The sequence below is a fragment of the Paenibacillus periandrae genome (genome assembly GCF_022458865.1).
Classification (GTDB): Bacteria; Bacillota; Bacilli; order Paenibacillales; family NBRC-103111; genus Paenibacillus_S; species Paenibacillus_S periandrae.
In genome coordinates, this window is sequence record NZ_JAJNMU010000016.1 from 146,245 (window position 1) to 170,376 (window position 24,132).

The window sequence follows — 24,132 nt, forward strand, 5'->3', positions numbered from 1 at the left end:
ACGGTATCACCTCAATTGTTTAAAATCACCTTTTGTCCCTCTTTGATGCCTTTGCGAATCTCAACTTCCGTAGACGATACGATTCCCTTTTCAACATCAAGCTCTTTACGACTTTCCCCTTCAAGCACCTGTACATAATCTCGTCCCATGTAGGAGCGGAGTCCAATCTTGGGAATAATCATCACGTCCTCCCGATTTTCGGTAACGATGGTAATATCGGCGCTATTGCCAATCTCTATCGTATCGGGCAGCCCTTGGGCTGTGATGACAATCGTTTTCGCATTCTTATCCGCAATAGCTTTTACATCAGATTGGGGTGCGGTTGCGGGAATTTGCGACACGATGCCGGGGTAGACGCCTCCTTTTACCTTTACCTCTGCAGGCATTCCAATCTGGACTCCAACTAAATCATTCGTATTGGTCGTTTCATACACCAGACGCACCGATTTAGGATCGGATACCGTTAAGATCGCTTTATAGGCCACAACAGGATCTCCCTGCCTGATGGGATCAAGGAACGTTACAATACCGCTGACATCGGAAATCAGCTTCGTCTTGCTCAATTGCTTTCGATACAGATCCAGCTGTATTTCCTCCTTCTGTATATCCAGCAGCTTGATTCGGATGGCAATCGCATCACCGCGTTTCTCATCCTTGGCTTGTTCCAGAGCAAGCCTTGCCTTTTCCACAACAAGCTCCTGCTGGAGGATTTTTCCTTCAATTTCACCTTTTTCAAGCTGAGCAACAACATCCCCCTTATTGACAACAGACCCAAGATTCACATTGATTTCGGCAAGCCTCCCTCCGGATTCGGGGTAGAACAAATATTGCATCTTGTCCGCAGCAAAGATGCCTACTCCATTGATTTGCTTCTTGATAGTGCCCTTCTTGACCTCATACAGCTCAAAATTTTCCTTGACCGGCTTCACGAGCGGTGGCTTTAACGCTTCCTCCTCCTGGGGCAGCAGACTGCAGCCGGTGATACATGTTATTACGATCGATGCTGTCATTATCCAAGAAACTATCATAAAGCGCTTGTTAGCTTTCTTCCACAATATGTCCATCCTCCAGTGCATACACTTGATCCACCACTTCCATAATCGCCGGGTCATGTGTCGTCAAAATAATCGTCATTCCTTCAAACTGCACCAAATCCTTGAATACCTTCAACACCTGCAGCCCCATACGACTGTCGAGCTCAGCAGTTGGTTCATCCGCCAACAACAGCTTCGGTCGGTGGGCTATCGCTCTGGCAATCGCGGTGCGCTGCTGCTCACCACCTGACATCTCATAGGGGCGATGCTTCATTCTTGGTCTCAAACCGACAAAATCAAGCGATTGTTCCGCATACTCACGACGTTGAGCCGAAGGTATGCCTGCAATACGCAAGCCAAATTCAACATTCTCATAAGCCGACATATAAGGAACCAAAGCAAATGACTGAAATATAAGGCCAAGACGAGTGCGACGCAGCTCATTCCTTTTTTTGTCGGATAATCCTGTCACATCCTGACCTTCAAAATAAATCGCTCCTTCTGTAGGCCGATCCAACAGTCCGAGCATATTTAAAAGCGTAGTTTTGCCTGAACCCGAACGTCCCCTTAGCGCGATCAGACGACCGGAGGCGATATGAAGCGAAGCACCACGCAGTGCATGCACGGCAGCACCGGCTTTGCCGAAGGTTCGGGTCAGACTGACAGCTTGTAAGATCGGATCACTCGTTGGATAGTTGTGTATGGGATGCTGCATGGATATTCCTCCAAGGTCTCAATTGTAAACGTATTCTTTACTTATAATGTAAACCTTTCCAGCACATAAAAATAGACACCAATTTGTTGGAATTGGTGTCTATTTGTTCTGTTCCTCATATTCCTTTGGTGTACAGCCGACAGCTTTTTTAAACGTTTTGGCGAATACCTTGGCATCGGTAAAGCCGACAGCTTCGGCAACCTCATATACCTTTTTATTATTAGCCAGCAAAAGCTGCTTGGCGGCTTCAAGTCTGATGCGCACCAGTGATTCGATCAACGACTCCCCCGTCTCCTTGCTGTACAAATCGCTCAAATAGCTGCGGCTCAGCTTAACATTTTGCGCAATATCCGTTGTACTGATGGCCAGATGGTAATTATGCTTCATATATATCTGTGCTTTACGGACAAAAGGATTTCGCGAGGTCGGAACCACGGCCGTGCCTGATTGCAGAATAGTCAGCTCCCGACATGCCTCCGTAAACCACATTCCGAGCGTTTCCAACCGAAAATAGGCTTGCGCTTGGGCTGCTGCAACCTTACGATCAAAATCATCCAGGTTGCCCGTCCCCTCCTGTCGAGCCAACGCAGCTGCAAAGCTTAGCAGCTCATATAGAAAGCTGGAAGTCTGTGTGATCGGAGGCTGGAGACTACCCAGTCGCTTGCAGATTTGCTCAGACCAATAAACAACCGCATCTTCATTATGCCCAGCTATCGCACGCAGCAGATTTTGCTTTTCGTCCTGGGGAAGCTCCCCCTTCCAGGCCGAATGCTGCTCATCACTTACCTTTACCTCTGAAGCCTGCTGAATGAAAAGCCCCGTTTGAACCCCGTAAAAACACCGCTTTCTGAGCTCATCATGCATATGTACAATACGATACAGCTGTTCGGGTTGGTTGATTCCAGTAACAGCCGACAGCCAAAAGCCATGCTCTGTTAAACCTGTATTTGAACCTGCTAAAGATTGCTGCAGCTGAGCCTTACGCTCCTGATGAGCGGCTGTTATTTGATCCTTATAAATAAGCAGCACTTGATGCTCGTTCACTGATACATAGGCCCATACATCCGGCCAATCCCATCCGTTTATTGATAATCGAACGTCTGGTGCCAAATAAATCATCCAGCTCGACAGCTTTCCGTCAGCCGTAAAAAGCGCCTCCTCAAGCTCTATATCAGGCTGACCGCTTACCCATGCTTTCTTAAGCCTTAATCCCCACTGTGCCTGATTCGACTGCAGCAGCTGCTGTGTGAGCATTAGCTGTTTCTGCTTCTGTTCACGTTGCTTTTGCAAATCAAGCTTCGCTTCGTTAAGAATAGTGATCAGCTGCTCTGGCTCCATCGTAGGCTTTAATATATAATCGTGTGCGCCAAGCTTCATCGCTTCTTTCACATATTTGAAGTCATCCAAACAGCTTAACACGATGACGGCTACATCAGATTCCATCTGCTTCATTCTTCTGACCAGCTCCAGACCGTCCATACGCGGCATCAAAATATCGGTCACTACCAGATCAATGCCCCCGTCCGCCAGCCTTTCCCATGCTTCGTTACCATCACAGGCTTCACCACCCCACTCGAAGCCGTGCTCCTCCCAGCGGATCATCGTTTTCAGCACCTGCCTAATAATTGGCTCGTCATCGACTACTAATACCTTCATCGTTTATCCTTCCTCATCATAATGTACCGGGAGCGTCAGACGAATAGTTGTTCCTTGTCCTGGCTTGCTCACCATAGTCATATTGTATCCGCTTCCATAGTACAGCTTGATTTTCTCGCGAATATGGCGCAGTCCGATTCCGCTCATTCTCTCCCGCATCCCTCCGCTTGTGGCGGATTCAACAGCTTTGTCCTCCATGGACATACCGATCCCGTTATCTTCAACCTGACAAATCAACAGCTCACGCTCGGCTTCTATGCGGAAGCCTATACGGATAATTCCCTCCTGCCGGCTCGGCTCAATCCCATGAATAATCGCATTTTCCAATAGCGGCTGCAGGATCATTCGCGGTACCAGACAACCTTCGGACAACGGATCAATATCATACTCCATACGTATTTTGTCCCCGTACCGGAATGCCTGAATATCCATATAAGCATGGATCAGTTCTATTTCTTCACGAACCGTAATAAAATCCCCCTTTTTCCCCAAGCTCGCCTGCAGCAGTCGGACCAAGGAAGTGACAACCTCCGCGATTTGCGGGGTACGGTGCATTTTGGCAACCCATTTGATCGTATTTAACGTATTGTACAAAAAGTGCGGGTTCAGCTGATATTGCAGCGCTTCCATTTCAGCTTCCTTTTTTAGCGATTCTTCACGTTTTACTTGTCTGATCAGCTCTTCCAATCGGTTCAGCATCTGATTATAGCTCTCGCCCAGCTCGTTCCATTCTCTGCTGCCTTTATGCACCCAGTACGCTTTAAAATCACCTAGTTCAGCACGATTCATCAGCCCGCGGAGGTGTTTCATCGGTCGAGCCGAATAATGCTGGTACACGAATACACTCAACATACAGACCAGCAGCAGCAGCACAATGAACAGTCCAAGCGTAGATTGAAACGCCTTTGCAAAAGAAGTTTCCAAAGACTGTCGGGCTTCAATCTGTGACAACCATACCGCTCCCGGAAGCTCCAGCTTTTTCGTCGACACCACAGAGAATTTACCCCATTGAAGTGGCTCCGTCACTGTCTTCCATCCCTCTTTCTTCTGGAGCATTTCATTATCAGTCCCAGGCAGTGTGCTGTACATAAATACGCCATGACTGTCCATGATCTGATTACGAAGCAGCGGCAGCCTGCCATAAATATCTTTCATTAGCGGGTCTAATGCTACCGTAATTTGAAAGGAGCCCTTTACTATATTTTTCCGATTCGTCAGTGGTGCCGTATATATGACCTCATAACCATCCGCAGCTTCTTTCTTTTCACGGGCTTGCAGGGACCGATCAAACTTTCGCAGCATGGGAAGAGTCGTGTCTGTAGGAGGAACGGATATCAATGCCTCGGTGCATAAGTTATAGCTCAACGCATCCAACGACATACACATATTCGTTACAAAAGGAAATTGCGAGCGCTCAGAGCGAAGCAAGTAATCGGCATATTCCCGCAGCGAACGATCCTCGGCAGAATCCGTAATAACCGTTCCCTCACTTAATCGCTGAATGGCATAATCGTTACTGATCCGCTTCAGTGTGTGGTCGAGCTCTTCAAACGATTTTTGAATTCTTATTAAGGTTTGATCGTGCACCTGCTGCAGCTGCTCACCCGATGCCAGCTGTGTTTGAGAGGCCGCCTGCACCGAATAATAGACAATACAGCTGGTTATGAGTGCGGAACAACTAAGCACGATATAGATTAACATACGTACCATAAGTAACCCTCACCCGGTTATCCTCAGAATTTGGAAAAAACCCATGAGCTTACAGCCCACGGGTTCAATGGATGTTTGGTTTATGGCGTTCCAACTAGCTCCAACGCTTGCTCGGAAATATCTTCCTTGTACTTGGTCATGCAATCGCACAGAAAATCTTTACGGCAAATGGGGCAAGGCTCATTCAACAAACGGTTGATATGCGATGCGAACGGAGTCGCGTTGTCTGCCTTTTTTTCATAAATAAGTCTGCACGATGTGCGGTCCTTCAGGTTAACAACGACCTCGAACAATCCGTTTTTCGGGTTATTACTTACAATCTCTGCTTTGATTACCTTTGGTTGGTATGCCATTATTTCGGTACCTCTCTTTATATAGGTTGTCTTTGATCACCATTATCATGTGTACCTTGAATAATAGCCTGTTTTAGGCGCTTTCGTCAAGCAAGCGGGCATGGGATCAACAAAATAACGATGGATAGCTTCCTTTTTACGCTTAATGCTCGTAACGAAGCTTCAATTCGCCAGCGGCCAGGGCTGCAACTCTGCGAGCTTCTTCGACATCGTCCGCCGTGCTTAGTGCAACAGCCATTCTCCGTCCTATCTTCGTTTCCGGCTTGCCGAAAATACGCACCTGTGTATTCGGATAGCTTAGCGCCTTGTCGACTCCTTCTATACTGAACACCTGCTGTTCTTCAGTAGCCTTCAAAGTATGAGAAGCACCTGGCGTCAGCATGCGAATCGTTGAAATCGGCAGCCCCAATATGGCACGAACATGCAGAGCAAATTCAGATAAATCCTGAGTAGCCATTGTGACCATCCCCGTATCATGAGGGCGTGGAGATACTTCACTAAAGTACACCTGATCCTTAGCCAAAAACAGCTCCACACCATAAATACCTGTACCACCCAAAGCGTCAGTAATCGTCTTGGCTATATGCTGTGCTTGCTCGATCTGTACCGCTGTCATCTCGTGAGGCTGCCACGATTCGATATAATCGCCTTCCTTCTGCACATGACCAATTGGCTCACAGAACGCAGTGCCTGATACCGATCGTACGGTAAGCAGAGTGATCTCGGATTCAAAATGAATAAATTGCTCCACGATCACCCGTGTTTTCTTCGCTCTGCCGCCCTCCATCGCATACGTCCACGATTTCTCTACATCCGACAAAGATTTGCAAACGCTCTGACCTTTACCTGAAGAGCTCATAATCGGTTTAATGACACACGGTGTACCAATAACTGCAACCGCCGCCTGAAGCTCCTCAAGACTGTCAGCAAAAGCGTAGTTGGCTGTAGGCAAATTTAAAATTTCCGAAGCCAAACGACGTATGCCCTCGCGATCCATTGTCAATTGGGCAGCTGTAGCGGTTGGCACTACACGCATCCCCTCGCGCTCCAGATCAAGCAGCACTTGAGTGGCGATCGCTTCAATTTCCGGGACAATTAAATCCGGCTGTTCTTTCTTGATCAGCTCGCGAAGCTGGTCCTCATCGAGCATATTAATCACATAGGAACGGTGCGCAACCTGCATCGCTGGTGCATTCGCATATCGGTCTACTGCGATGGTTTCGATTCCTAGTCTTTGTGCTTCAATAATAACTTCCTTGCCCAGCTCGCCTGAACCCAGAAGCATCATTTTTTTGGCTAATCCTGATAGCGGTGATCCGTACATGAACGCAGTTCCCCCTCAATATATACAGTTCAAATTAAAAGGCTCTATCGTTGTTATACTTTACAATGGAACATTTTTCAATCATTCTTGCAAAAAGACATAAAAATTCCTTTTAATGATAGCTTACTTTTATTGAGTAACTTATGCTACAATGTATAGTAAGAAGGAGATGATAGCAATGGCTGATCATCAGCTTTGCCCCAAATTTGAAGCTGCATTTGGCATTTTAGGAAAACGCTGGACTGGCTTGATTATTCAATCCCTGCTACAGGGCCCAAGACGGTTTAAGGATATTTCCGAAATGATCCCTGGAATGAGCGATAGAATGTTAGCTGAACGATTTAAAGAATTGGAAAACGAGGGACTCATCCATCGGCATGTATATCCGGAAACTCCCGTACGTATTGAATATGAGCTATCCGATAAAGGAAGAGCACTCCGACCTGTTATGGAGGCTGTACACGATTGGGGAGAAAATTGGGTAAAGTGATCTCAGATGTGACCACACAAAAAAGCCGTTTACTTGGGCACTCCTGCTAGAGCAAGACCTGCGAACGGGTCTTCTCATCAGGGCCTCCAAACAAATGGCTTTTTACTTGTTACGATTTCATTTTATTTAGGTTTGTAGTTGCTAGGATGCTTGCATATTCTGAAAACGCTTAGATTGACTGCTCATTGCGCAAATAATTAATTGATCCAATTCCGTACTCTTACTCACAACTTCAGAATGTGTAAGTTCATAACCCCTCAAAGTGACTAGTGTATGCAATTCTTTGTTGAGCAGGAGAATCTCTTGTTCAATATGAGCAGCAATGTTCATCTTAGCAGCCTCCCATGAGTGAATTCATTACTTTTTCTCAAATTTTAACTAATTAGTTCTTCATAAGCTTGTCCTAAATCGACTTTTGAGATACATTAAAAATGCAAGTAATTCCTTTTTGTCACTATATAAAACATTTGTTAAAATAATGTTGTTATTTCTCGTTTTTTATTTGTTAATTTTCTTAACCATTTCCTAACATAGTGAGGAGGGAGCTCATGCCTACCGTCTTACTTATTGAGGACGACCAGAGCATCGCAGATATGATTTCGATTTATTTATCTGAAGAGGATTATAACGTACATTGGGGCGCAGATGGACAACAAGGCACCAAATTATTTAATACGGTTGAACCGGATGTTATTATTTTGGATATCATGCTTCCTGATGCCAACGGTATGGATCTATGTAAAGAGTTTCGAGAGGTCTCCAATGTGCCCATTATGGTGATTTCTGCCAAAAGTGAAGTCTCGGAGCGGGTCAAAGCTTTAATTATCGGAGCTGATGATTATTTATGCAAGCCTTTCAGCATGCGTGAATTAGCTGCAAGAACCAGTGCCCTGCTGCGTCGATCGGCCATCTCCAATCATAGTGTACAATCAACGCCTCCTACAGAATCAGGTGAAATGGATCCGCAGTCCATCAAAATCGATATGGAAAAACGATGTATTTACTTACTTAATCATCCTGTGGAAACAACATTTTCTGAATTTGAAATTATGAAGCTTTTTTGGATGCATCCAGGCAAAGTCTTTTCCCGTGAGGAGCTGCTGAATAAAATTCGTGGAATCGACACCTTCGTAACGGAACGAACCGTTGATGTACATATTACTAACCTCCGCAAGAAAGTCGAAATTGATCCCAAGGAACCTAAACATATCAAAACAGTTTGGGGAGTAGGCTATAAATTTGAGCATTAAAAAAAAGCTCCTGCAAGGCTGTGCAGCTCGCACAACCAGACAGGGGCTTTCATTATTAAGAGTACTGTTACTTCTGCACGCTGAGCTTCCAAATTACGCTGTTCGCACTTAACCCTCATTCTGATTGGTTCCCGTCCCGGGTTCGATCCAAATCCTGCAGCAGCTTGCTCACACCTTCCGGTGTCAACTCAGAGGATTGTTTAAAGCGCATTAACTGCTCCCTCAGCTCGTTCGCGATGGCCTCACTGTGCTCCTCATCCTGTGTGTATTCAGGATTAAACCAGACATAATCGCCTTCAGGACCATTTCGTAAAAATGACCTGTTCCATGCTGCCGGATAAGTAAATTCCTGCTCCCCGAATATGAAAGCGAGCACATCATCGCTCTCCAAGGGCATAAGCTGATGGAAAGTTTCTATACCGCTGCTCTCCGGTCCCATAGCTGCTACCTGCTTATGAAGATAAGCATAATGCAAATAATGCTCACCTGTCAGCTTATCCTTGGAAATCTCATACAGCTCCAGTTCATCGTTGCTTAACTGCTTAACGACCTCCAGACGCTCCTGCAGCAGCTCAGCGGGAATTCTTTTCATGTCCTGCAGGGATTGATCTTCGTTCATGGGTAACCCTCCTAAAAGTTTCGCTTTAACAAAACTCGCTTCGTAAGCATCATCCAAGTTTCGCTTTAGCGAAACTTGCTTCGTAAGCATCATTTCAACCGCAAGCTGCGGCGCGGCAGTCTCCATTTAAAGAAGACAGATAACATCCGCAGAAAAACAATGATACCAAACAACGCCAACAGGTGATAAGATCCTTGAAACCAGCCCAGACCAATAAACAAGCCAGCCATCATGCCCCATACCGCATAGATTTCGTCCTGCAGCACCAACGGCTTGCGTCCGGCCAATACGTCGCGAATGATACCTCCACCAATCCCGGTCATTACCGCTGCGACGACGACAGCACTGATCGGATGATGCATATTGGTTGCATAAATAGCGCCCTGAATCGAAAAAGCGGCAAGTCCAATGGCGTCGAACAAGGATTCCCAGGTTTTCCACTTCCGTATCCAGCTGCTGGGGACTATAAAGACAAGTGCCGCAGCAATCAAGGCGGTTTTCAAATATAAGCTCTGCTCCCATAGGGTCGTTACCGGAATGCCAATGAGCAAATTACGCACCACACCGCCACCAAAAGCTGTAACCAACGCTAATACAAACACACCCAATACATCAAAATCCTCTTCCATGGCTACTACGGCCCCACTGACCGCAAAAGCTACCGTACCTATAATACTGAATAATTGTAAATTAATTTCTAATAAGTCCATGTTAAAGTATACCCATATCCTTTGCTTTTTGAGCTGCTTCTTTACTGCTTTTGCCTCCGAGCTTACGCAAAATGTTGCCCACATGAACTTTAATCGTCCGTATGGAAACTACAAATTTATCGGCAATTTGCGTTTGTGTATGCCCTTTCTCAATTAAATCCAGAACTTGTACTTCCGTCGGTGTCAAGAGATCACGCAGCTCCTTCACCCTGACCTCATGCTCCATATGCTTCAGGCGGCGAAATTCCTCGCGCATTTTTTCAGCTACACTGGGATGGATGGGACTGCGGTTTGCATAAGCGTTACGAATGGCCTGCGGGATTTCGGCAAAATTCGATTTGACCATATAATCGACCGCACCGACCTTGAACGCCTCAAAAATAAGCTCTTTATCCTCCATCGAGGTTAGCATAATCACTTTGGCCCCGGTACACTGCACGATTTCTGCAGCTGCCCATATTCCGTCCGGGCTGTCCGACATCATAATATCCATCAGCACCACATCGGCCTCTACCCGCTCCAGCAGCTCGACTCCAGTCTGTCCGGAGGAAGCTTGACCGACTAGCTCAAAATCAGCTTCCTTGACCAAATAGCTCGTCAAACCGCGAAGCCAATCCGGATCGTCTTCTACAATAACAATGCGTATTTTGCTCAACCTCTCCCACCTCCTTTCCTGTTAGGGAAAATGATAAAAACTGCCGTTCCTACGCCAGGCTTGCTATGAATGGACATCGTGCCCTTATGTTTATGAATAATGGTGTGGCAGTAAGAGAGGCCGAGGCCAAAATTAAGCTTCCTGCCCCCTTTTGTTGTGTAAAAGGGATCAAAGGCTTGCCTGAGCTGCGATTTATCCATCCCTATACCAGTATCCCTTATTTCTAAGGTAAGGTTGCGCTTCGTTTCGGTCAATTTAACGAGCAGCTTGCCACCTTGCGGCATTGCTTCCACCGCATTCATCAGCACATTGGTCATGACCTCCTCCAATTGAGCAGGGTCACCCCACAAAGCACCTTCATTGGGCAATTCCTTTAGGACCTCAATCTGTTGAAGACTCGGTTCCAGCGCCGTTAGACATCTATCCAAAAGCTCAGCAAGTCTCACCTGCTCTTCGTGCAGAGCTACATCCTGTGTTTGCCCCTGTATACGATAGATCATATCATAAATATGCTGCGAAGCGTTGAGGATAACATCGACATCATTTTCCAATTGCTCTGGGTCAGACTCAGCGGATTCAGATTTGATCTTTTCACCGAACAAACGAATTTTTCCTACATCATTTTTGATTGCATGGTTCAGAATTGAGGTACCTGATGTAATAGCCCGCAGCGTATAGTCGAGCTGTTGATTGCGAATCGAAATTTGCAAGCCCATGAATCCATAACGAAAGCTGGAGAAAAAAATAACAGCAAGTGTAAATCCGATCAGCCAGGCATTATAACGCCACCATTGATTATTACCGTACAGCGTTGGCAAAATATACAGGGTGAACAAAGCACCGAACATAGTGGGAGCGGCTGCCAACGTCGTCAGCATACGCAGCTTGCGAAGGTATGAATTCAATTCCTTAGCCGTTGCATGTATCAATAATAGTATTCCCGTAACAATGTAAGGAACCGTCCAGCACATCACGAATTGATACGGAATGGGGTCACTGGGCAAAGGCTCGAATGCAAACGATATCAGTGCAGGCAAAAGAAGCGCCCAGGAAAGCCATCTTTTCCAATGCCAGCCCCCACTGTTCGGGTGATACACGATAGTAAACATCAGGAAGGTGTAGGGCAAACCATAATAACAAATAATTGAAGAAAATCGTTCCAAATAGCCCATAAACGGAGAAAGAGATGCTGTCAGCCAGCCTTGTCTGGTCAAATAAGGAGCTAACTGCTCATTAATAACAGCGGACAAACCGCCAAAACCGCCTGTGAAGGCAATGCTGGCAATCCACCTTGTCGTAGATCTTCTGGGATCTGTAACTACTAGAAGCAGCCCAATCGTCCATAGGCCTATCAGTACAAACAGCATAAAGATCGGCACATCCGTTCCTGTTATAGCTTATAGTCTTGTTTCAGCTGCTCCAGCTCTTGCAGAGAGCGAGCTACCCATTGCGCCTGTTCTTCCAGCTTCCGAATCTCGGTATATAAGGCACGTTCCAATGAAATACGGTACTCTTGAACCGTTCCGTTAAACGGTTTAACGGTATACATGGGCATTAAGGCGATTTCTCCGTCAGACAATGCACGACGCTGATGAAAGAAGGGTACATTAGGATCCATTGGATTATGTAAGTCCCCTTGTGTCGGATGCTTGATTACTGCTTTAATTTTAACTGCAGCCTTGCCGGAGCTCGAGATCTCAACAATTTCACCGACATATTCTCCGGTTTTATAAGCGGCTGTGACTATTGTTCCAATTTCAAATTCATTACTCATCTCGGTTATCCTCCTTAAAGTTCTGCGCAGCTAATAGATTTCTGAAACCATTGGAGTAAATCGTCCACTCCCTGCATCCGATACCTTTTGTCTGTAATACCATGCTGCTTGAGATGTACGATACAAGGCACGCTTTCAATCTTCCAGCTTTGCACAAGCTGCGGGCAGAAATTAACATTACTTTTTACAATGGGAAGATCAGGCATTAAAGTCATAACGACCTGGAGCATCTTTTCAGTCATTTTACAGGTACCGCACCAAGGGGTATATAAATATACGAATTGACTCTCGGATAATAATGTCAGCCTCGTTCGCAGCTGCTGCTCTGTCCATTCCGCTATCTCCATGGTGAAAGCCCCTTTCCTGCAAAATAATGAAAATCTGTCACTCATTCGCTGATTCGTCCATCCAGACGCTCAAGACAGAGGTAGAAATGCTCTAACAGACTCGGAATATCGTCAATATGCCGCTCATCGAGCTTCTTGACAAATTTAACAACCAGCTTCGATTTCATTTGCCTAGGCTGCTCACCATACTCCATCATGATACATTGTGATAATTGCGGGCCGACACCCCAGATCTCACCGATCATGGTAGCCGATTCAGAGCAATCCCGTTCGATATCAGCAATCGGAAATACAAAGCTAAGCTCCAGGCTGCAGCCTGGCTGTTGTTTGGAATCAGCAAGCAGCTCTGCTGCCAAATCAGCGACAGACGCGGTCAGCATGAAGCTGCCTTCAGCTACACCAGCCTCTTTACGAGCCATGGTCATGGAGAAGCTACGGGACATGGAGGATAGCTCGATCCGATCTGTTCTTCCAATAATGACGACAGTATCATTCAAGTCCATATCATATACAGCGCCCTCAAGCACAACCTTTAAATTATCAAAAATCGTTGGGTCAAACATCATGTACACTCCTGTTTCAAGATATACCAGCAACTTGTTGGACAAATCCTTACAAAATCAGTACAATTGAATCATCAAGAACAAGGAAGGTGTACCTCATGTCCGACGAAACACAATCAAATGATTCCGTACAAGAGCCCAAGAAAATCAGTTTGGCTGACGCCATTAAAAACAAGCTTGCCCAAAAGAAGCAAGAGCAAGCCGATGATAAGGTGAACGGTCAGCTGCGCGGTGGCAACAGTGCCGTTATGAGAAATCAGAACAACAAAAAACCAAATAATCAACGGCGCCGCACCGGAGGCAGTTAAAGAGAAGGATGAGCTATCCAGACAAGCTCATCCTTTTTTTATGCTCTCAATTAAACGTACAGAAGCTCACGTTGTTTTTTTACATCTTCATTTTGCAAATACTCATCATATGTTGTCATTTTGTCAATCAAACCATTTGGAGTAATTTCCATGATTCGATTGGCTACCGTTTGGATAAACTGATGGTCATGAGATACGAATAACATCGTGCCGTCAAAATCGACCATACCATTATTGAGTGCTGTAATCGACTCCAAATCCAAATGGTTCGTAGGCTCATCGAGCAGCAGCACATTCGCACCGCTCATCATCATTTTGGAGAGCATGCAGCGAACCTTTTCTCCCCCGGACAGCACGCTGGCTTTCTTCAACGCTTCCTCACCAGAGAACAGCATACGGCCTAGGAATCCGCGCAGATATGATTCGTCCTGCTCCTTGGAATATTGGCGAAGCCAGTCAACCAAATTAATGTCAGTGTCAAAATATGACGCGTTATCCTTCGGAAAATACGCTTGAGTTGTTGTAATGCCCCATGTATATTCCCCAGAATCCGCCTCAACTTCACCCATCAGGATTTGAAATAGCAGCGACTTGATATTTCCGTTAGGACCTACAAGCGCAACCTTGTCGCCTTTATTCAAAGTAAAGCTGATATTGTTCAGCAGCAGTTCGCCTTCAACCGATTTGGTCAGCTTGTCAACAGCCAGCAATTGTTTGCCAGCCTCACGTTCGGGTGAAAACTTGATAAATGGATATTTACGTGTAGAAGGCTTAATATCTTCAAAGGTCAGCTTCTCTAACTGCTTCTTACGAGAGGTTGCCTGCTTCGACTTGGATGCATTGGCGCTAAAGCGTTGAATAAACGCCTCCAGCTCTTTCTTCTTCTCTTCTGTTTTCTTGTTTGACTCGCGGCTCAGCTTCAAAGCCAATTGACTGGATTCGTACCAAAAATCATAGTTACCGACATAAAGCTGAAGCTTGCTGAAGTCAATATCGGCAATATGCGTACATACCTGATTCAGGAAATGCCGATCATGTGATACAACAATAACAGTGCCTTCAAATCGGGAAAGGAAATTTTCCAGCCAGTTGATTGATTCGATGTCCAAATGGTTCGTAGGCTCATCGAGCAGCAAAATATTAGGATTTCCGAAAAGCGCTTGCGCGAGTAGCACACGAACCTTCTCATTACCGCTCAGTTCCTTCATTTTCTGCTCATGCAGATCCTTATGGATACCCAACCCGATCAGCAGCTCTGCCGCATCCGACTCCGCTTGCCAGCCGTCCAGATCTTGAAACTCGCCTTCTAATTCTGCCGCACGCATACCGTCTTCCTCGGAGAAATCGGCTTTGCTGTACAATGCATTTTTCTCTTCCGTAATTTGAAACAGTCTTGCATGGCCCATAATAACCGTTCTCAGAACCTCGATATCATCGAATTCAAAATGGTCCTGCTTCAGAACCGCCATACGCTCACCCGGAGTAATACTTACTTCTCCTTTGTTAGCATCCAATTCACCGGACAAAATTTTCAAAAATGTCGATTTACCTGCTCCGTTAGCACCGATCAATCCGTAGCAATTGCCTGGTGTGAACTTGACGTTAACATCCTCAAACAAAGCCCTTTTACCATATCGTAGTGTTACATTAGAAACCGTAATCATCGTATTCCCTACTCTCTTCAATTTGCGATAAAAATAATACCTTGCCATCAAACATAAATTATACCACAAAAACCCTATGCATTCACGCTATTTACTGTTAGAAATTTGCTCGACCAGCTCGGATAGCTCAGTCCAACGATCCATAGCCTGCTCCAGCTGTGCTGTCAGCTGCTGCTCTTGGGCGTAAAGATCCTGAATTTTACCGAAATCACTGCCCGCTTGCTCAATGCCCTGCTTGATATGATCAAGCTTTTCTTCAAGCTCTGCGATCTTATCCTCAATCTGATCCCATTCCCGCTGCTCATTGAAGCTCAGCTTGCGCGCACGCGTACCCTCTTTGCGTTCTGTTCCTGATGCCGATGTATTCGTACTTGCGGCAGGGGCTGCCTTCTGGGATTGCTGCTTACGTTCATTGGCCAGTACCATTTCCTCTTCCTTGACTGACGCCAAATAATCAGAATAGTTACCTATAAAACGATTGATGGCACCATCCTCAAAAATAAATAAATGATCCGCTGTTCGATCCAAAAAGTAGCGATCATGGGAAACCGTAATAACAGCTCCAGGGAAATCCTCCAAATATTCTTCAAGAATCGTGAGCGTCTGAATATCCAGATCATTCGTCGGTTCATCCAGCAGCAGAACATTAGGCTCACCCATCAACGTTCGCAATAGGTACAGCCTCCGGCGTTCTCCACCTGACAGCCTGCCAATTGGCGTCCACTGCAAAGCTCCAGGGAACAGAAACCGCTCCAGCATTTGTGACGCTGTGATCGATTCACCACTGGCTGTACGGATAACCTCGGCACCTTCCTTAATGTATTCAATTACCCGCAGCTTCTCATCCATCTCAACACTTTCCTGTGTGTAGTAGGCTAGCTTGACGGTTGTACCCACTTCAATGGAGCCTTCATCCGGCTGCAATCTGCCTGCCAGCATATTGAGCAAAGTCGATTTCCCGCTACCATTAGGACCGATGATCCCAAGCCGATCGTCCGGCATTACAATATAGCTGAAATCATGTACCAAGGTCCGTCCCTCGAACGATTTGGTCACATTGTCCAGCTCCATTACTTTCTTGCCAAGACGGCTGGCTCCAAGCGCCATATCCATCTGTGCTGTTGGTCCATCGACCTTCCGATCTCGTAATTCTACAGTCCGATCGATACGGGCTTTCTGTTTCGTCGTGCGTGCTTTCGCACCTCTACGCAGCCATGCCAGCTCGCGGCGCAGCAAATTTTGGCGCTTATCCTCTTCGGAGGCTTCCCGGTCCAGACGCTCGGCCTTTTTCTCCAGAAAGGAAGCATAATTGCCCTCATAGCTGTACAGCTTGCCTTTGTCGAGCTCAATGATCCGATTTGTCACCCGATCAAGGAAATACCGGTCATGCGTGACCAGCAGCAGCGCCCCCTTCCATTTGGACAAAAACTCCTCCAGCCACTCGACGGTGGAATGATCAATATGGTTCGTAGGCTCATCAAGAATGAGCAGATCTGCAGGCTGAATCAGAACTCTTGCCATGGCAACGCGCTTACGCTGTCCACCCGAGAGAAGACCGACCTTTTGCGAAAAGTTGACAATACCGAGCCGTGTTAATACGGTTTTGGCCGTCGTGCTGGCCTCCCACGCATTCAACGTATCCATACGATGCTGAACAGCAAACAATCGTTCCTGCAGCTTTTCATTTTCCGGCTCCGCCTGTAAGGCTTCAAGTGCCACCTCATATTCGCGGAGTGTCTGCATCATCGGCGTGTCGCCATAAAACACTTGCTCCAGAACCGTAGACTCCTTATCGAACTGTGGGTTTTGCGGCAAATATTCCGCTCTAAAATGATTGGAATGCGACATTTTACCCGAATCGACGGGCTCAAGACCTGCTATCGCTTTTAGCAAGGAGGATTTGCCGGTTCCATTGACACCTACCAGGCCAATCCGTTGTCTCTCGTCAATACCGAAGGTCAGGTCATCAAACAGCACCTTTTCTCCATAGCTTTTATGAAAATGTTCAATAGATAAAATATTCAATGGTTACAGCTCCTTTGATTCTTGAATTGCGTTAGGTTCCATGATGTATGCGGCCAGCAATGCGATCGTACCGATGATGGCTTCACGGTGGGTTCGTTCCATCCCATGGGAAGCGTGCACACCAGGCCCGATCAATGCCGCCCTAATATTACTTCCGCCGCGCAGAGCAGCCGTTGCATCCGAGCCATATTGCGGGTATATATCCACAGCATGTTTGATCCCGTCACGCTTGGCAAGCTCGATCAGCTTCGAGGTCATCTGGTAATCGTAAGGTCCGGATGAATCCTTTGCACATATCGACACATCGAATTCGGTACATGTTAGATCCTCACCCATAGCTCCCATATCAACAGCCAGCAGCTCGTCAATATCCGGAGGCAAATAGGCGGCACCGTGCCCCACCTCTTCATAAGTACTGATCAGCAGCTTCAAGGTATGCGCAGGTGTGATCTTGTTTCTGTGAAGCAGCTCCAGCAGCCCGAATAGCGCAGCGACTCCCGCTTTATCGTCCAAGTGCCGGGATTTGATGAAGCCATTATCCATCGATTTCACCCGCGGGTCAAAGGAAATAAAATCTCCGGTTCCGATTCCAAGCTTATGCACATCCTCTGCACTGCTTACCGGTTCGTCTAATCGTATTTCCATCGCAGCCTCATCACGCTTCAAATCTCGCGCATCCGGATACACATGAACCGAAGGTTTTGTCGTCAGGATCGTGCCCTCATAGGTACGTCCATCTCGGGTGTGGATCTGACAATATTCATTTTCAATAGCGTTCATCATGTAGCCGCCAACAGGTGTCAAGCGCAGCATGCCGCTTGGCTTAATGGATCGAACCATCGCCCCCAAGGTATCGACATGTCCCGACAACCCGATCACGCGCGCAGGATTGGCTCCCGGTACTGTGATCAAGCCCGCACCTTTTTTCGTATAGCTCATCGCAAATCCCAGCTTCTTCGCTTCCTGCTCGACAAAACTCATAATCGTACCACAATATCCGCTAGGACTCGGTATGTTCAGCAGCTGCTCGAGCAGCTGAATGACGTAGCTCTGGTTTATTTGCGCTTTCATCCTGTTGCCTCCTGCAATTAATAGTCTTAATAAATTTGCGTCAAATACTGTTTTCATGTAAGCTAGCATTTGTATAAATAAAGGAGGAATAACCCCTATGTCCGAAGTACTAGCACCAAAAACCTGTACAATTGAACGTCTGGTTACTGTTGACGAAGATGTGAAGAAAGTGATCAGCGGCGAAAAAACCGCTACCCGCAGAAACGGACGTTATGCCGATATCGGTGAAATTATGGAGCTTCAAGGCCATAAATTTGAGGTTCACAAGGTGTACCAGCAAAGCTTGGGTGAATTGACCGATGAGGCCGTTCAAGCCGAAGGCTTTGAAAACGTGGAAAGCTACAAAAACTACATTCTCGGCATGCACGCTGGAATGCCTTGGTTACCGCATATGAAAGTATGGGTTCACGAGTTCCGCGCCTTGTAAAGCTGCGAATACCAAAAACAGTGTAGTACTCATCTAAATGAATGCTACACTGTTTAATTTATCTTTTCAAGTTTGGAGGCTTCATCTTGTATTTATGGCTCATCTTTATTCATGCCGTTAGTGCTATGGTTTCTATCGGTCCCTTTTTTGTGCTCATTCCTATGCTTTCCAAACTTCGGACTGCTGAGGGTGCCGTATTGAATTCCTATCTGGATTCATTTCATTTTACTGTTCGATTATCCAAGCATACCGGCCATGTTCTAGTTGCCTCAGGGCTGCTCCTGATGTGGCTTGGCGGCTGGCCCTGGAGCACACCCTGGATAGCCGGTACGTTTATTGTCCTGTTTGCTTCATTGCTTTTTATGGCTCGTGCTTTTTCACCGACGATTCGCAAGCTGCGGCAACCGGAGCATGATCGACATTATCTCGTTAACAAGCTCTCCAGAGCTTTGTATATGTATATGTTTGTCCTGTTTGTTATGTTATGGCTGATGATCATGAAGCCGACTCTGTGGTGATGCAGAATTCACCAGAGTCGGTTTTTTTATGATTGATAATCGACGCAAACGCTGGTTCCATCCAGCACTTCTTTCATGTGCTTCTTTACTTCCAGGTGCAGAGGATGACCATCATATGCAGATAAATCTTCCAAGGAATCAAATTTTGTAACCAGGGCAATGTCGTATGAACGATCCTGATGCAAAATGTCCAATCCCACTTCAATATGCTTAAGAACCGGAATTTTACCTTCCATGTTGGTAAGTACCTGTGCAGTTGCTTGAATGGATTCAGGACTTCGGTCCTTTAGTTTGAAAAATACGATGTGAGTGATCATTAAAATTCCTCCTATTACCCTGTTTAGGGTTGAAATTGTTTACCCTCCCAAACCCTCCCTATAGGGAGGGCTCCAAAGGACTTTGCCCTCTGGACTCCCTAGCTGGAAGAGAGACGTTAGTGTTCTCGGAGCGCTTTTCGTCCCTACGGGACACGCTTGGGTTTGGGTGTTATGGGCTGTGTGATGGGTGGTACTTTGGTATTCTCGGGGCGCTTTCGTCCCTATGGGACACGCTTGGGTTTGGATGTGTTTAATAAACCACTTGTTGGGCTCGCTTTATCCCGCTGGGACACGCTTAGCACTTTGTGTTGTAGGATAGTACACCGCTGCCAGTTGATTGCTTACTTTAATTAAACTCTCTTACTGCCTGTTCCTTACTACCTACCTTTTACTATTGTTACTGAACTAAAGCTTTGCTGGACCATTCTTCGACGTCCCAAACTTTGGTTACCCAATCTTCGTAGAAATCGGGTTCGTGGCAGACCAGCAAAACGGTGCCTTTAAAAGCTTTGAGCGCACGTTTCAGTTCATCCTTGGCTGCTACATCCAAATGGTTTGTAGGTTCATCGAATAGAATCCAGTTACTTTCGCGCAGCAGCAGCTTGCATAACCGGACTTTGGCTTGTTCGCCTCCGCTCAGCATGCTCATAGGACGCGTTATATGCTCGTTTTTCAAGCCGCAGCGAGCAAGAGCGCCGCGCACTTCATTTTGACTCATATGGGAAAACTCATTCCACACATCATCGATAGGGGTCATGTTCGGCGCTTTAACTTCCTGTTCGAAATAAGCAGGGAACAGAAAATCGCCACGGTAGGTTTTGCCACCAAATGCAGGAACCTTCCCGATGATCGTTTTGAGCAGCGTTGATTTACCAACCCCGTTACAGCCGACAATGGCGATTTTATCACCGCGTTCAATGATCATATTCATTTCAGGCAGCAGTGCTCGATCATAACCGATAACCAGCTTTTCGCCTTCAAATACGACCTTCCCGCTTGATCTTGCATCCTTGAATTGAAATACCGGTTTGGCTGCGGTTTCCGGGCGGTCTATGCGATCTACCTTTTGCAGCTGCTTTTCGCGGCTTTTAGCTCGACCAGAAGTTGATGCACGCGCCTTGTTACGTTGAATGAAGTCCTCTTGCTTTTTAATATATTCTTTCTGCTTTTCATAAGCATCGAGATGCTGCTGTTTATTAGCATCGGCCATTTGCAAAAACTTCTCGTAATTAGCCGTGTAACGGGTCAGCTTGGAGAATTCCAAATGATACACGATGTTAACAACCTTATTCATAAATTCCGTATCATGTGAAATCAACATAAAGGCGTACGGATAGTTTTGCAAATAATTCGTTAACCAATCGATATGCTCAACATCCAGATAGTTTGTAGGCTCATCGAGCAGCAGCGCCGTTGGTTGTTCGAGCAGCAGCTTGGCCAACAGAACCTTTGTCCGTTGTCCACCGCTAAGCTGGGATACATCGCGATCCAACCCGATAGCATCCAGACCCAGACCATTGGCCATTTCTTCAACCTTGGAATCGAGCAGATAAAAACCACTGTTTTCCAAACGGTCCTGAATTTCACCCATTTGCTCCAACAAGAGCTCCAGCTTATCCGGATCGGCGTCACCCATCTGCTCCGTGATCAGAAGCATTTCTTTTTCCTGCTCGTATAACGATAAAAAAGCATCCTTAAGCACATCTCGGATTGTTTTGCCGGGCGTCAGCTTCGTGTGCTGGTCCAAATAGCTGTAATGAACTCGCGGTGTCCACTCCACTTTCCCTTGATCCTTCAGTAATTGTCCAGTCAATATATTCATCAGCGTAGATTTGCCCACACCATTTGCGCCCACAATGCCAACATGCTCTCCTGCAAGTAAACGAAAAGATACTTCTTTAAATAATACCCGATCACCAAAGCTATGGCTTAAATCTTCTACAGTCAACAAACTCATTGCGTTTCGAATGGCTCCTGTCCAGTAATAAAATGTGTGACAGTTTATTATATCACTTTCGCCACTGTACAGGGAATAAAATCTGAAAATTTTTCGTTCTATGCCACAATCTTTGCCAAAACGTGAAGCTGGCGTTCAATGAACGTAGAAGCATTACGCTAATATTGTCATTCGAACGCTTATCCAAAGCCCTGTCGATCAGCATATCACTCATTTGCTGCAGATCCTGCTGCTCCTTCTCGCCTTCACGAAGAAAGCGTTCTATCCGTGTATCTGACAATCGATCGTAAAAGCCGTCCGTGCAGAGTAAAAACAAATGCTCCGGAACAAAAAAACCGGTACGTTTAATAAGCTTCAGATTTTTCTGATAGCCAAGACATTGCATAAGCACATGACGTTTGGGATGCTTCCGCGCCTGCTGTCTGGACAGTCTGCCTTTGCGGATCTGCTCGTAGATCCATGACTGATCCCGTGTCAGCTGTCGAATATGCATTTTGTAGTTGACTTTGTAGATACGGCAGTCTCCGATATGACAAAGAAAGTAGGTTTCATTCAGCAGAAAAAGCAGGGTCAGAGTCGTACCAATCTGATTCCCTGCATCCATGCCGATTTGGAGGAGCCGATCGTTAACCTCATAAAATAACCGCTCGATGGAGTTATCCAATTTCCCCCAGATGAGTTTTCGACGCAAAATAGAAGGGAGCTGTTCATCCAGCCAACGACGGACTACCTCCGTTGCCACATCGCTGGCTTTCTCCCCATCTCCACTTCCACCCATGCCATCAGCTATGACGGCAACTGCATAAGGCTCACCATTCTCCGTTGAACCTATGCGGAGCAGCGACCTATCCTCATTAATCATCCGAAACCAACCCGAATGGGTAGCCACTCCATACTGCCAGTTTACGGCAAACGTTGTTTTCAACCCCTACGACCCCATTTTAAATACAAATTCAGTGCTTATGATTCTAACTATATCACCTTCCTGCAAAGAATACATCCGGTATGGCACTAAAATTTCACCATTTATGAGGGTTCCATTGCGTGATCCTAAATCTTTCATCATGTACAAACCATTTTCCAATGTTAATTCGGTATGCAGTCTGGATACACCAGGCTCCTCAAGCCCATAATCAACTCCTGAACCGGATCTCCCCAATACAAATGGGAATTTCTCCAGCTTGGTCACTTGGGTTGTTCCATTCAAGCTCCATTCAAGATAAGGTCGAGCTGTTTTGACGCCAAGCTGTAAGGAGGAAGCGCTTAAAAAAACGGTGGCATCCTGTGGAGTTAACAAAGTCGTGTGCTGATCAAGACTTTTATAATAAGAATCTGTTTCCTTGACCAAGGATGGCTCCTGCTTCAAGCTTTCAAGCCTTGATTCCAAACGTGATCCCGGAAGTCCAGCAGGTTCTCGACCTGCATGATGTACTACACCGTTGTTAGTATTGGAATTTTCTGGATAATGTATTGGATTAGGATTAGGATTAAAAAAAGGCTGTAAGCCTGAAGACGTCTGAAGCAGCTGCCGTTCTTGGGATAGTTCATTATGAACCGAATCCCATGAAGCAGCTTCAGCCGCTTTCGAACCTGGCAACCAGATTTTCAACACAATAAAAACAAGATCAATAACTAGCACAGACAAACCGGCGCATATAAAAAGCCAGCCTTCTGACGGATGATCCAAATATAACTTCCAGACCAGACAAAGTACAAGTAAACCGACCAGCAGCGCAGGAAATTGAAACTTCTTTCTTTTATCAGCAATTTCCTTTTGATCGTCCTCTTCAAACCAGGATGGTGAAAAGGCTGGTGGCGCATACGAAGGCAGAACAGGGTTTGGATCAACAGATGCCGCTGTCGAAGGCGCTGCTGAAATCGGCGCTCCAGTCGATGGGGCGAACGATGATTTGGCTTGTTGTGACGTTGTCGAGCCGACACTGTTATTAATAGTATTACTGGAATGTGAAATCGTTGAGGAGACCGTTGGCTGGGTCTGAGCAAATTCCCTTTGTTTCGTACCATGCTCATGAGGTATTGAGACTTGTCCAAGACGATTACGATGCTTCAGCAGCAATTGCTTGAACACAGGTATATTAAATGACTCCTCCATTAAATAATTCATGATCTCCTGATAGCCGCTGCCTGACAGTTCGGATACTTTATGAATTAAGCGTGACGCCAAATGCTGCAGGTCTACAGATACGGCGTTTTTTTCGGATAATGTGTCTTTTGGAATGTAGGTCAGATGAACGTCGGTCAAATCTTCCCCGCAGTAAATATAATCCTCTTTGAGCACATACCTGCCTTCCTGAAGCATGTAAACATTACTTTCTCCGACAATATCTACAATTGCATATAACAAAGAAAAAAATTGCTTGATACTCATAGTGTCCATGCGCAGCCACTGGGTTAACATTTTTTTGCCTGTAATATTGTAATATAGCTTAATCTGCTGATCCCGTTCCTCCACCTGAAGATCAAGTAAATGCGGAATTTTATTAGCAAGCAGCATATTCACTTGAAAGTCTGAAAGCTGATCCCTGTGCAGTCCGTCATCAGCAGACAGCACCATGTAATGTCCATTGCGTGTTACAAAATCGACCTTTAAACCATATAACAGCGCGTTCAACGATGCTGACCTC

At 46.0% G+C, this 24,132-nt stretch carries 26 protein-coding genes; 5 read left to right on the forward strand and 21 right to left on the reverse strand.

Annotated features, from left to right (window positions below; genetic code table 11):
* Positions 1 to 11: 11 nt before the first annotated feature.
* From LRL21_RS25935 to purT, 6 genes are all read right to left on the reverse strand, one after another.
* Positions 12 to 1,010 carry an efflux RND transporter periplasmic adaptor subunit gene (locus LRL21_RS25935; protein WP_240418676.1) on the reverse strand — a complete coding sequence of 333 codons (999 nt, stop codon included), beginning with the start codon at positions 1,008 to 1,010 and terminating at the stop codon, positions 12 to 14.
* A gap of 28 nt (positions 1,011 to 1,038) precedes the next feature.
* The gene (locus LRL21_RS25940; protein WP_240418677.1) at positions 1,039 to 1,749 is read right to left on the reverse strand and encodes an ABC transporter ATP-binding protein; all 711 of its coding nucleotides are present in this window, start codon (positions 1,747 to 1,749) and stop codon (positions 1,039 to 1,041) included.
* 99 nt (positions 1,750 to 1,848) lie between these two features.
* Entirely contained in the window at positions 1,849 to 3,405 is a 1,557-nt protein-coding gene (locus LRL21_RS25945) for a response regulator (RefSeq protein WP_240418678.1), read from the reverse strand.
* 3 nt (positions 3,406 to 3,408) lie between these two features.
* Entirely contained in the window at positions 3,409 to 5,115 is a 1,707-nt protein-coding gene (locus tag LRL21_RS25950) for a sensor histidine kinase (RefSeq protein WP_240418679.1), read from the reverse strand.
* A gap of 80 nt (positions 5,116 to 5,195) precedes the next feature.
* Positions 5,196 to 5,468, reverse strand: a complete 273-nt coding sequence (locus LRL21_RS25955; RefSeq protein ID WP_076228572.1) for a hypothetical protein — start codon at positions 5,466 to 5,468, stop codon at positions 5,196 to 5,198.
* Between the two features lie 142 nt (positions 5,469 to 5,610).
* Positions 5,611 to 6,792: a formate-dependent phosphoribosylglycinamide formyltransferase gene (gene purT / locus LRL21_RS25960; protein WP_240418680.1), complete on the reverse strand. Its 1,182-nt coding sequence runs from the start codon at positions 6,790 to 6,792 to the stop codon at positions 5,611 to 5,613.
* 178 nt (positions 6,793 to 6,970) lie between these two features.
* Here purT and LRL21_RS25965 point away from each other — a divergent pair, with 178 nt between their 5' ends.
* Entirely contained in the window at positions 6,971 to 7,282 is a 312-nt protein-coding gene (locus LRL21_RS25965) for a winged helix-turn-helix transcriptional regulator (RefSeq protein WP_240418681.1), read from the forward strand.
* A 141-nt stretch (positions 7,283 to 7,423) separates the two neighbouring features.
* Here LRL21_RS25965 and LRL21_RS25970 read toward each other — a convergent pair whose 3' ends face one another.
* Positions 7,424 to 7,612, reverse strand: a complete 189-nt coding sequence (locus LRL21_RS25970; protein WP_240418682.1) for an aspartyl-phosphate phosphatase Spo0E family protein — start codon at positions 7,610 to 7,612, stop codon at positions 7,424 to 7,426.
* Positions 7,613 to 7,830: 218 nt separating this feature from the next.
* Between LRL21_RS25970 and LRL21_RS25975 the strand changes: the two genes are divergently transcribed.
* Positions 7,831 to 8,532, forward strand: a complete 702-nt coding sequence (locus tag LRL21_RS25975; protein ID WP_240418683.1) for a response regulator transcription factor — start codon at positions 7,831 to 7,833, stop codon at positions 8,530 to 8,532.
* Between the two features lie 115 nt (positions 8,533 to 8,647).
* Here the strand turns inward: LRL21_RS25975 and LRL21_RS25980 are convergent, their stop codons facing one another.
* From LRL21_RS25980 to LRL21_RS26010, 7 genes are all read right to left on the reverse strand, one after another.
* On the reverse strand, positions 8,648 to 9,151 hold the full coding sequence (locus LRL21_RS25980) for a hypothetical protein (protein ID WP_240418684.1): 504 nt from the start codon (positions 9,149 to 9,151) through the stop codon (positions 8,648 to 8,650).
* An 89-nt stretch (positions 9,152 to 9,240) separates the two neighbouring features.
* Positions 9,241 to 9,861 carry a trimeric intracellular cation channel family protein gene (locus LRL21_RS25985; protein WP_076228566.1) on the reverse strand — a complete coding sequence of 207 codons (621 nt, stop codon included), beginning with the start codon at positions 9,859 to 9,861 and terminating at the stop codon, positions 9,241 to 9,243.
* 1 nt (position 9,862) lies between these two features.
* The gene (locus LRL21_RS25990) at positions 9,863 to 10,516 is read right to left on the reverse strand and encodes a response regulator transcription factor (protein WP_240418685.1); all 654 of its coding nucleotides are present in this window, start codon (positions 10,514 to 10,516) and stop codon (positions 9,863 to 9,865) included.
* Positions 10,513 to 11,883 carry a sensor histidine kinase gene (locus tag LRL21_RS25995; protein WP_240418686.1) on the reverse strand — a complete coding sequence of 457 codons (1,371 nt, stop codon included), beginning with the start codon at positions 11,881 to 11,883 and terminating at the stop codon, positions 10,513 to 10,515. The genes LRL21_RS25990 and LRL21_RS25995 overlap by 4 nt, the downstream gene beginning before the upstream one ends.
* 23 nt (positions 11,884 to 11,906) lie before the next feature.
* Positions 11,907 to 12,290: a kinase-associated lipoprotein B gene (gene kapB / locus LRL21_RS26000; RefSeq protein WP_240418687.1), complete on the reverse strand. Its 384-nt coding sequence runs from the start codon at positions 12,288 to 12,290 to the stop codon at positions 11,907 to 11,909.
* Positions 12,291 to 12,304: 14 nt separating this feature from the next.
* Positions 12,305 to 12,637, reverse strand: coding sequence for a thioredoxin family protein (locus LRL21_RS26005; protein ID WP_240418688.1), 333 nt, complete (start codon positions 12,635 to 12,637; stop codon positions 12,305 to 12,307).
* Positions 12,638 to 12,678: 41 nt separating this feature from the next.
* Positions 12,679 to 13,203 (reverse strand): hypothetical protein, encoded by a 525-nt coding sequence (locus LRL21_RS26010; RefSeq protein ID WP_240418689.1) that lies wholly within the window; start codon positions 13,201 to 13,203, stop codon positions 12,679 to 12,681.
* A gap of 95 nt (positions 13,204 to 13,298) precedes the next feature.
* Here LRL21_RS26010 and LRL21_RS26015 point away from each other — a divergent pair, with 95 nt between their 5' ends.
* On the forward strand, positions 13,299 to 13,508 hold the full coding sequence (locus LRL21_RS26015; RefSeq protein ID WP_240418690.1) for a hypothetical protein: 210 nt from the start codon (positions 13,299 to 13,301) through the stop codon (positions 13,506 to 13,508).
* Between the two features lie 50 nt (positions 13,509 to 13,558).
* Here the strand turns inward: LRL21_RS26015 and LRL21_RS26020 are convergent, their stop codons facing one another.
* The 3 genes from LRL21_RS26020 to LRL21_RS26030 all read right to left on the reverse strand — a co-directional run bounded on the left by LRL21_RS26020 (position 13,559) and on the right by LRL21_RS26030 (position 18,268).
* Positions 13,559 to 15,172 (reverse strand): ABC-F family ATP-binding cassette domain-containing protein, encoded by a 1,614-nt coding sequence (locus LRL21_RS26020; protein WP_240418764.1) that lies wholly within the window; start codon positions 15,170 to 15,172, stop codon positions 13,559 to 13,561.
* Between the two features lie 87 nt (positions 15,173 to 15,259).
* Positions 15,260 to 17,197, reverse strand: a complete 1,938-nt coding sequence (locus tag LRL21_RS26025; RefSeq protein WP_240418691.1) for an ABC-F family ATP-binding cassette domain-containing protein — start codon at positions 17,195 to 17,197, stop codon at positions 15,260 to 15,262.
* Positions 17,198 to 17,200: 3 nt separating this feature from the next.
* The gene (locus tag LRL21_RS26030; protein ID WP_240418692.1) at positions 17,201 to 18,268 is read right to left on the reverse strand and encodes a M42 family metallopeptidase; all 1,068 of its coding nucleotides are present in this window, start codon (positions 18,266 to 18,268) and stop codon (positions 17,201 to 17,203) included.
* 97 nt (positions 18,269 to 18,365) lie between these two features.
* Here LRL21_RS26030 and LRL21_RS26035 point away from each other — a divergent pair, with 97 nt between their 5' ends.
* Complete coding sequence (locus LRL21_RS26035) at positions 18,366 to 18,695, forward strand: ASCH domain-containing protein (protein WP_240418693.1); 330 nt, start codon at positions 18,366 to 18,368, stop codon at positions 18,693 to 18,695.
* A gap of 41 nt (positions 18,696 to 18,736) precedes the next feature.
* Positions 18,737 to 19,213 carry a DUF2269 family protein gene (locus LRL21_RS26040; RefSeq protein WP_240418694.1) on the forward strand — a complete coding sequence of 159 codons (477 nt, stop codon included), beginning with the start codon at positions 18,737 to 18,739 and terminating at the stop codon, positions 19,211 to 19,213.
* Positions 19,214 to 19,239: 26 nt separating this feature from the next.
* Here LRL21_RS26040 and LRL21_RS26045 read toward each other — a convergent pair whose 3' ends face one another.
* The 4 genes from LRL21_RS26045 to LRL21_RS26060 all read right to left on the reverse strand — a co-directional run bounded on the left by LRL21_RS26045 (position 19,240) and on the right by LRL21_RS26060 (position 24,119).
* Positions 19,240 to 19,530 carry a Dabb family protein gene (locus tag LRL21_RS26045; RefSeq protein ID WP_240418695.1) on the reverse strand — a complete coding sequence of 97 codons (291 nt, stop codon included), beginning with the start codon at positions 19,528 to 19,530 and terminating at the stop codon, positions 19,240 to 19,242.
* A 397-nt stretch (positions 19,531 to 19,927) separates the two neighbouring features.
* On the reverse strand, positions 19,928 to 21,487 hold the full coding sequence (locus LRL21_RS26050; protein WP_240418696.1) for an ABC-F family ATP-binding cassette domain-containing protein: 1,560 nt from the start codon (positions 21,485 to 21,487) through the stop codon (positions 19,928 to 19,930).
* Between the two features lie 52 nt (positions 21,488 to 21,539).
* Complete coding sequence (locus LRL21_RS26055) at positions 21,540 to 22,412, reverse strand: PP2C family protein-serine/threonine phosphatase (RefSeq protein ID WP_240418697.1); 873 nt, start codon at positions 22,410 to 22,412, stop codon at positions 21,540 to 21,542.
* Between the two features lie 3 nt (positions 22,413 to 22,415).
* Positions 22,416 to 24,119 (reverse strand): DUF6382 domain-containing protein, encoded by a 1,704-nt coding sequence (locus tag LRL21_RS26060; protein WP_240418698.1) that lies wholly within the window; start codon positions 24,117 to 24,119, stop codon positions 22,416 to 22,418.
* Positions 24,120 to 24,132: the final 13 nt, after the last annotated feature.

Bases quoted from the DNA above. Each gene is read 5' to 3' on its own strand.
- LRL21_RS25935 (WP_240418676.1), bottom strand. From the start codon at position 1,010: ATGACAGCATCGATCGTAATAACATGTATCACCGGCTGCAGTCTGCTG.
- LRL21_RS25940 (WP_240418677.1), bottom strand. From the start codon at position 1,749: ATGCAGCATCCCATACACAACTATCCAACGAGTGATCCGATCTTACAA.
- LRL21_RS25945 (WP_240418678.1), bottom strand. From the start codon at position 3,405: ATGAAGGTATTAGTAGTCGATGACGAGCCAATTATTAGGCAGGTGCTG.
- LRL21_RS25950 (WP_240418679.1), bottom strand. From the start codon at position 5,115: ATGGTACGTATGTTAATCTATATCGTGCTTAGTTGTTCCGCACTCATA.
- LRL21_RS25955 (WP_076228572.1), bottom strand. From the start codon at position 5,468: ATGGCATACCAACCAAAGGTAATCAAAGCAGAGATTGTAAGTAATAAC.
- purT (WP_240418680.1), bottom strand. From the start codon at position 6,792: ATGTACGGATCACCGCTATCAGGATTAGCCAAAAAAATGATGCTTCTG.
- LRL21_RS25965 (WP_240418681.1), top strand. From the start codon at position 6,971: ATGGCTGATCATCAGCTTTGCCCCAAATTTGAAGCTGCATTTGGCATT.
- LRL21_RS25970 (WP_240418682.1), bottom strand. From the start codon at position 7,612: ATGAACATTGCTGCTCATATTGAACAAGAGATTCTCCTGCTCAACAAA.
- LRL21_RS25975 (WP_240418683.1), top strand. From the start codon at position 7,831: ATGCCTACCGTCTTACTTATTGAGGACGACCAGAGCATCGCAGATATG.
- LRL21_RS25980 (WP_240418684.1), bottom strand. From the start codon at position 9,151: ATGAACGAAGATCAATCCCTGCAGGACATGAAAAGAATTCCCGCTGAG.
- LRL21_RS25985 (WP_076228566.1), bottom strand. From the start codon at position 9,861: ATGGACTTATTAGAAATTAATTTACAATTATTCAGTATTATAGGTACG.
- LRL21_RS25995 (WP_240418686.1), bottom strand. From the start codon at position 11,883: ATGCTGTTTGTACTGATAGGCCTATGGACGATTGGGCTGCTTCTAGTA.
- kapB (WP_240418687.1), bottom strand. From the start codon at position 12,290: ATGAGTAATGAATTTGAAATTGGAACAATAGTCACAGCCGCTTATAAA.
- LRL21_RS26005 (WP_240418688.1), bottom strand. From the start codon at position 12,637: ATGGAGATAGCGGAATGGACAGAGCAGCAGCTGCGAACGAGGCTGACA.
- LRL21_RS26010 (WP_240418689.1), bottom strand. From the start codon at position 13,203: ATGATGTTTGACCCAACGATTTTTGATAATTTAAAGGTTGTGCTTGAG.
- LRL21_RS26015 (WP_240418690.1), top strand. From the start codon at position 13,299: ATGTCCGACGAAACACAATCAAATGATTCCGTACAAGAGCCCAAGAAA.
- LRL21_RS26020 (WP_240418764.1), bottom strand. From the start codon at position 15,172: ATGATTACGGTTTCTAATGTAACACTACGATATGGTAAAAGGGCTTTG.
- LRL21_RS26030 (WP_240418692.1), bottom strand. From the start codon at position 18,268: ATGAAAGCGCAAATAAACCAGAGCTACGTCATTCAGCTGCTCGAGCAG.
- LRL21_RS26035 (WP_240418693.1), top strand. From the start codon at position 18,366: ATGTCCGAAGTACTAGCACCAAAAACCTGTACAATTGAACGTCTGGTT.
- LRL21_RS26040 (WP_240418694.1), top strand. From the start codon at position 18,737: ATGCTACACTGTTTAATTTATCTTTTCAAGTTTGGAGGCTTCATCTTG.
- LRL21_RS26045 (WP_240418695.1), bottom strand. From the start codon at position 19,530: ATGATCACTCACATCGTATTTTTCAAACTAAAGGACCGAAGTCCTGAA.
- LRL21_RS26050 (WP_240418696.1), bottom strand. From the start codon at position 21,487: ATGAGTTTGTTGACTGTAGAAGATTTAAGCCATAGCTTTGGTGATCGG.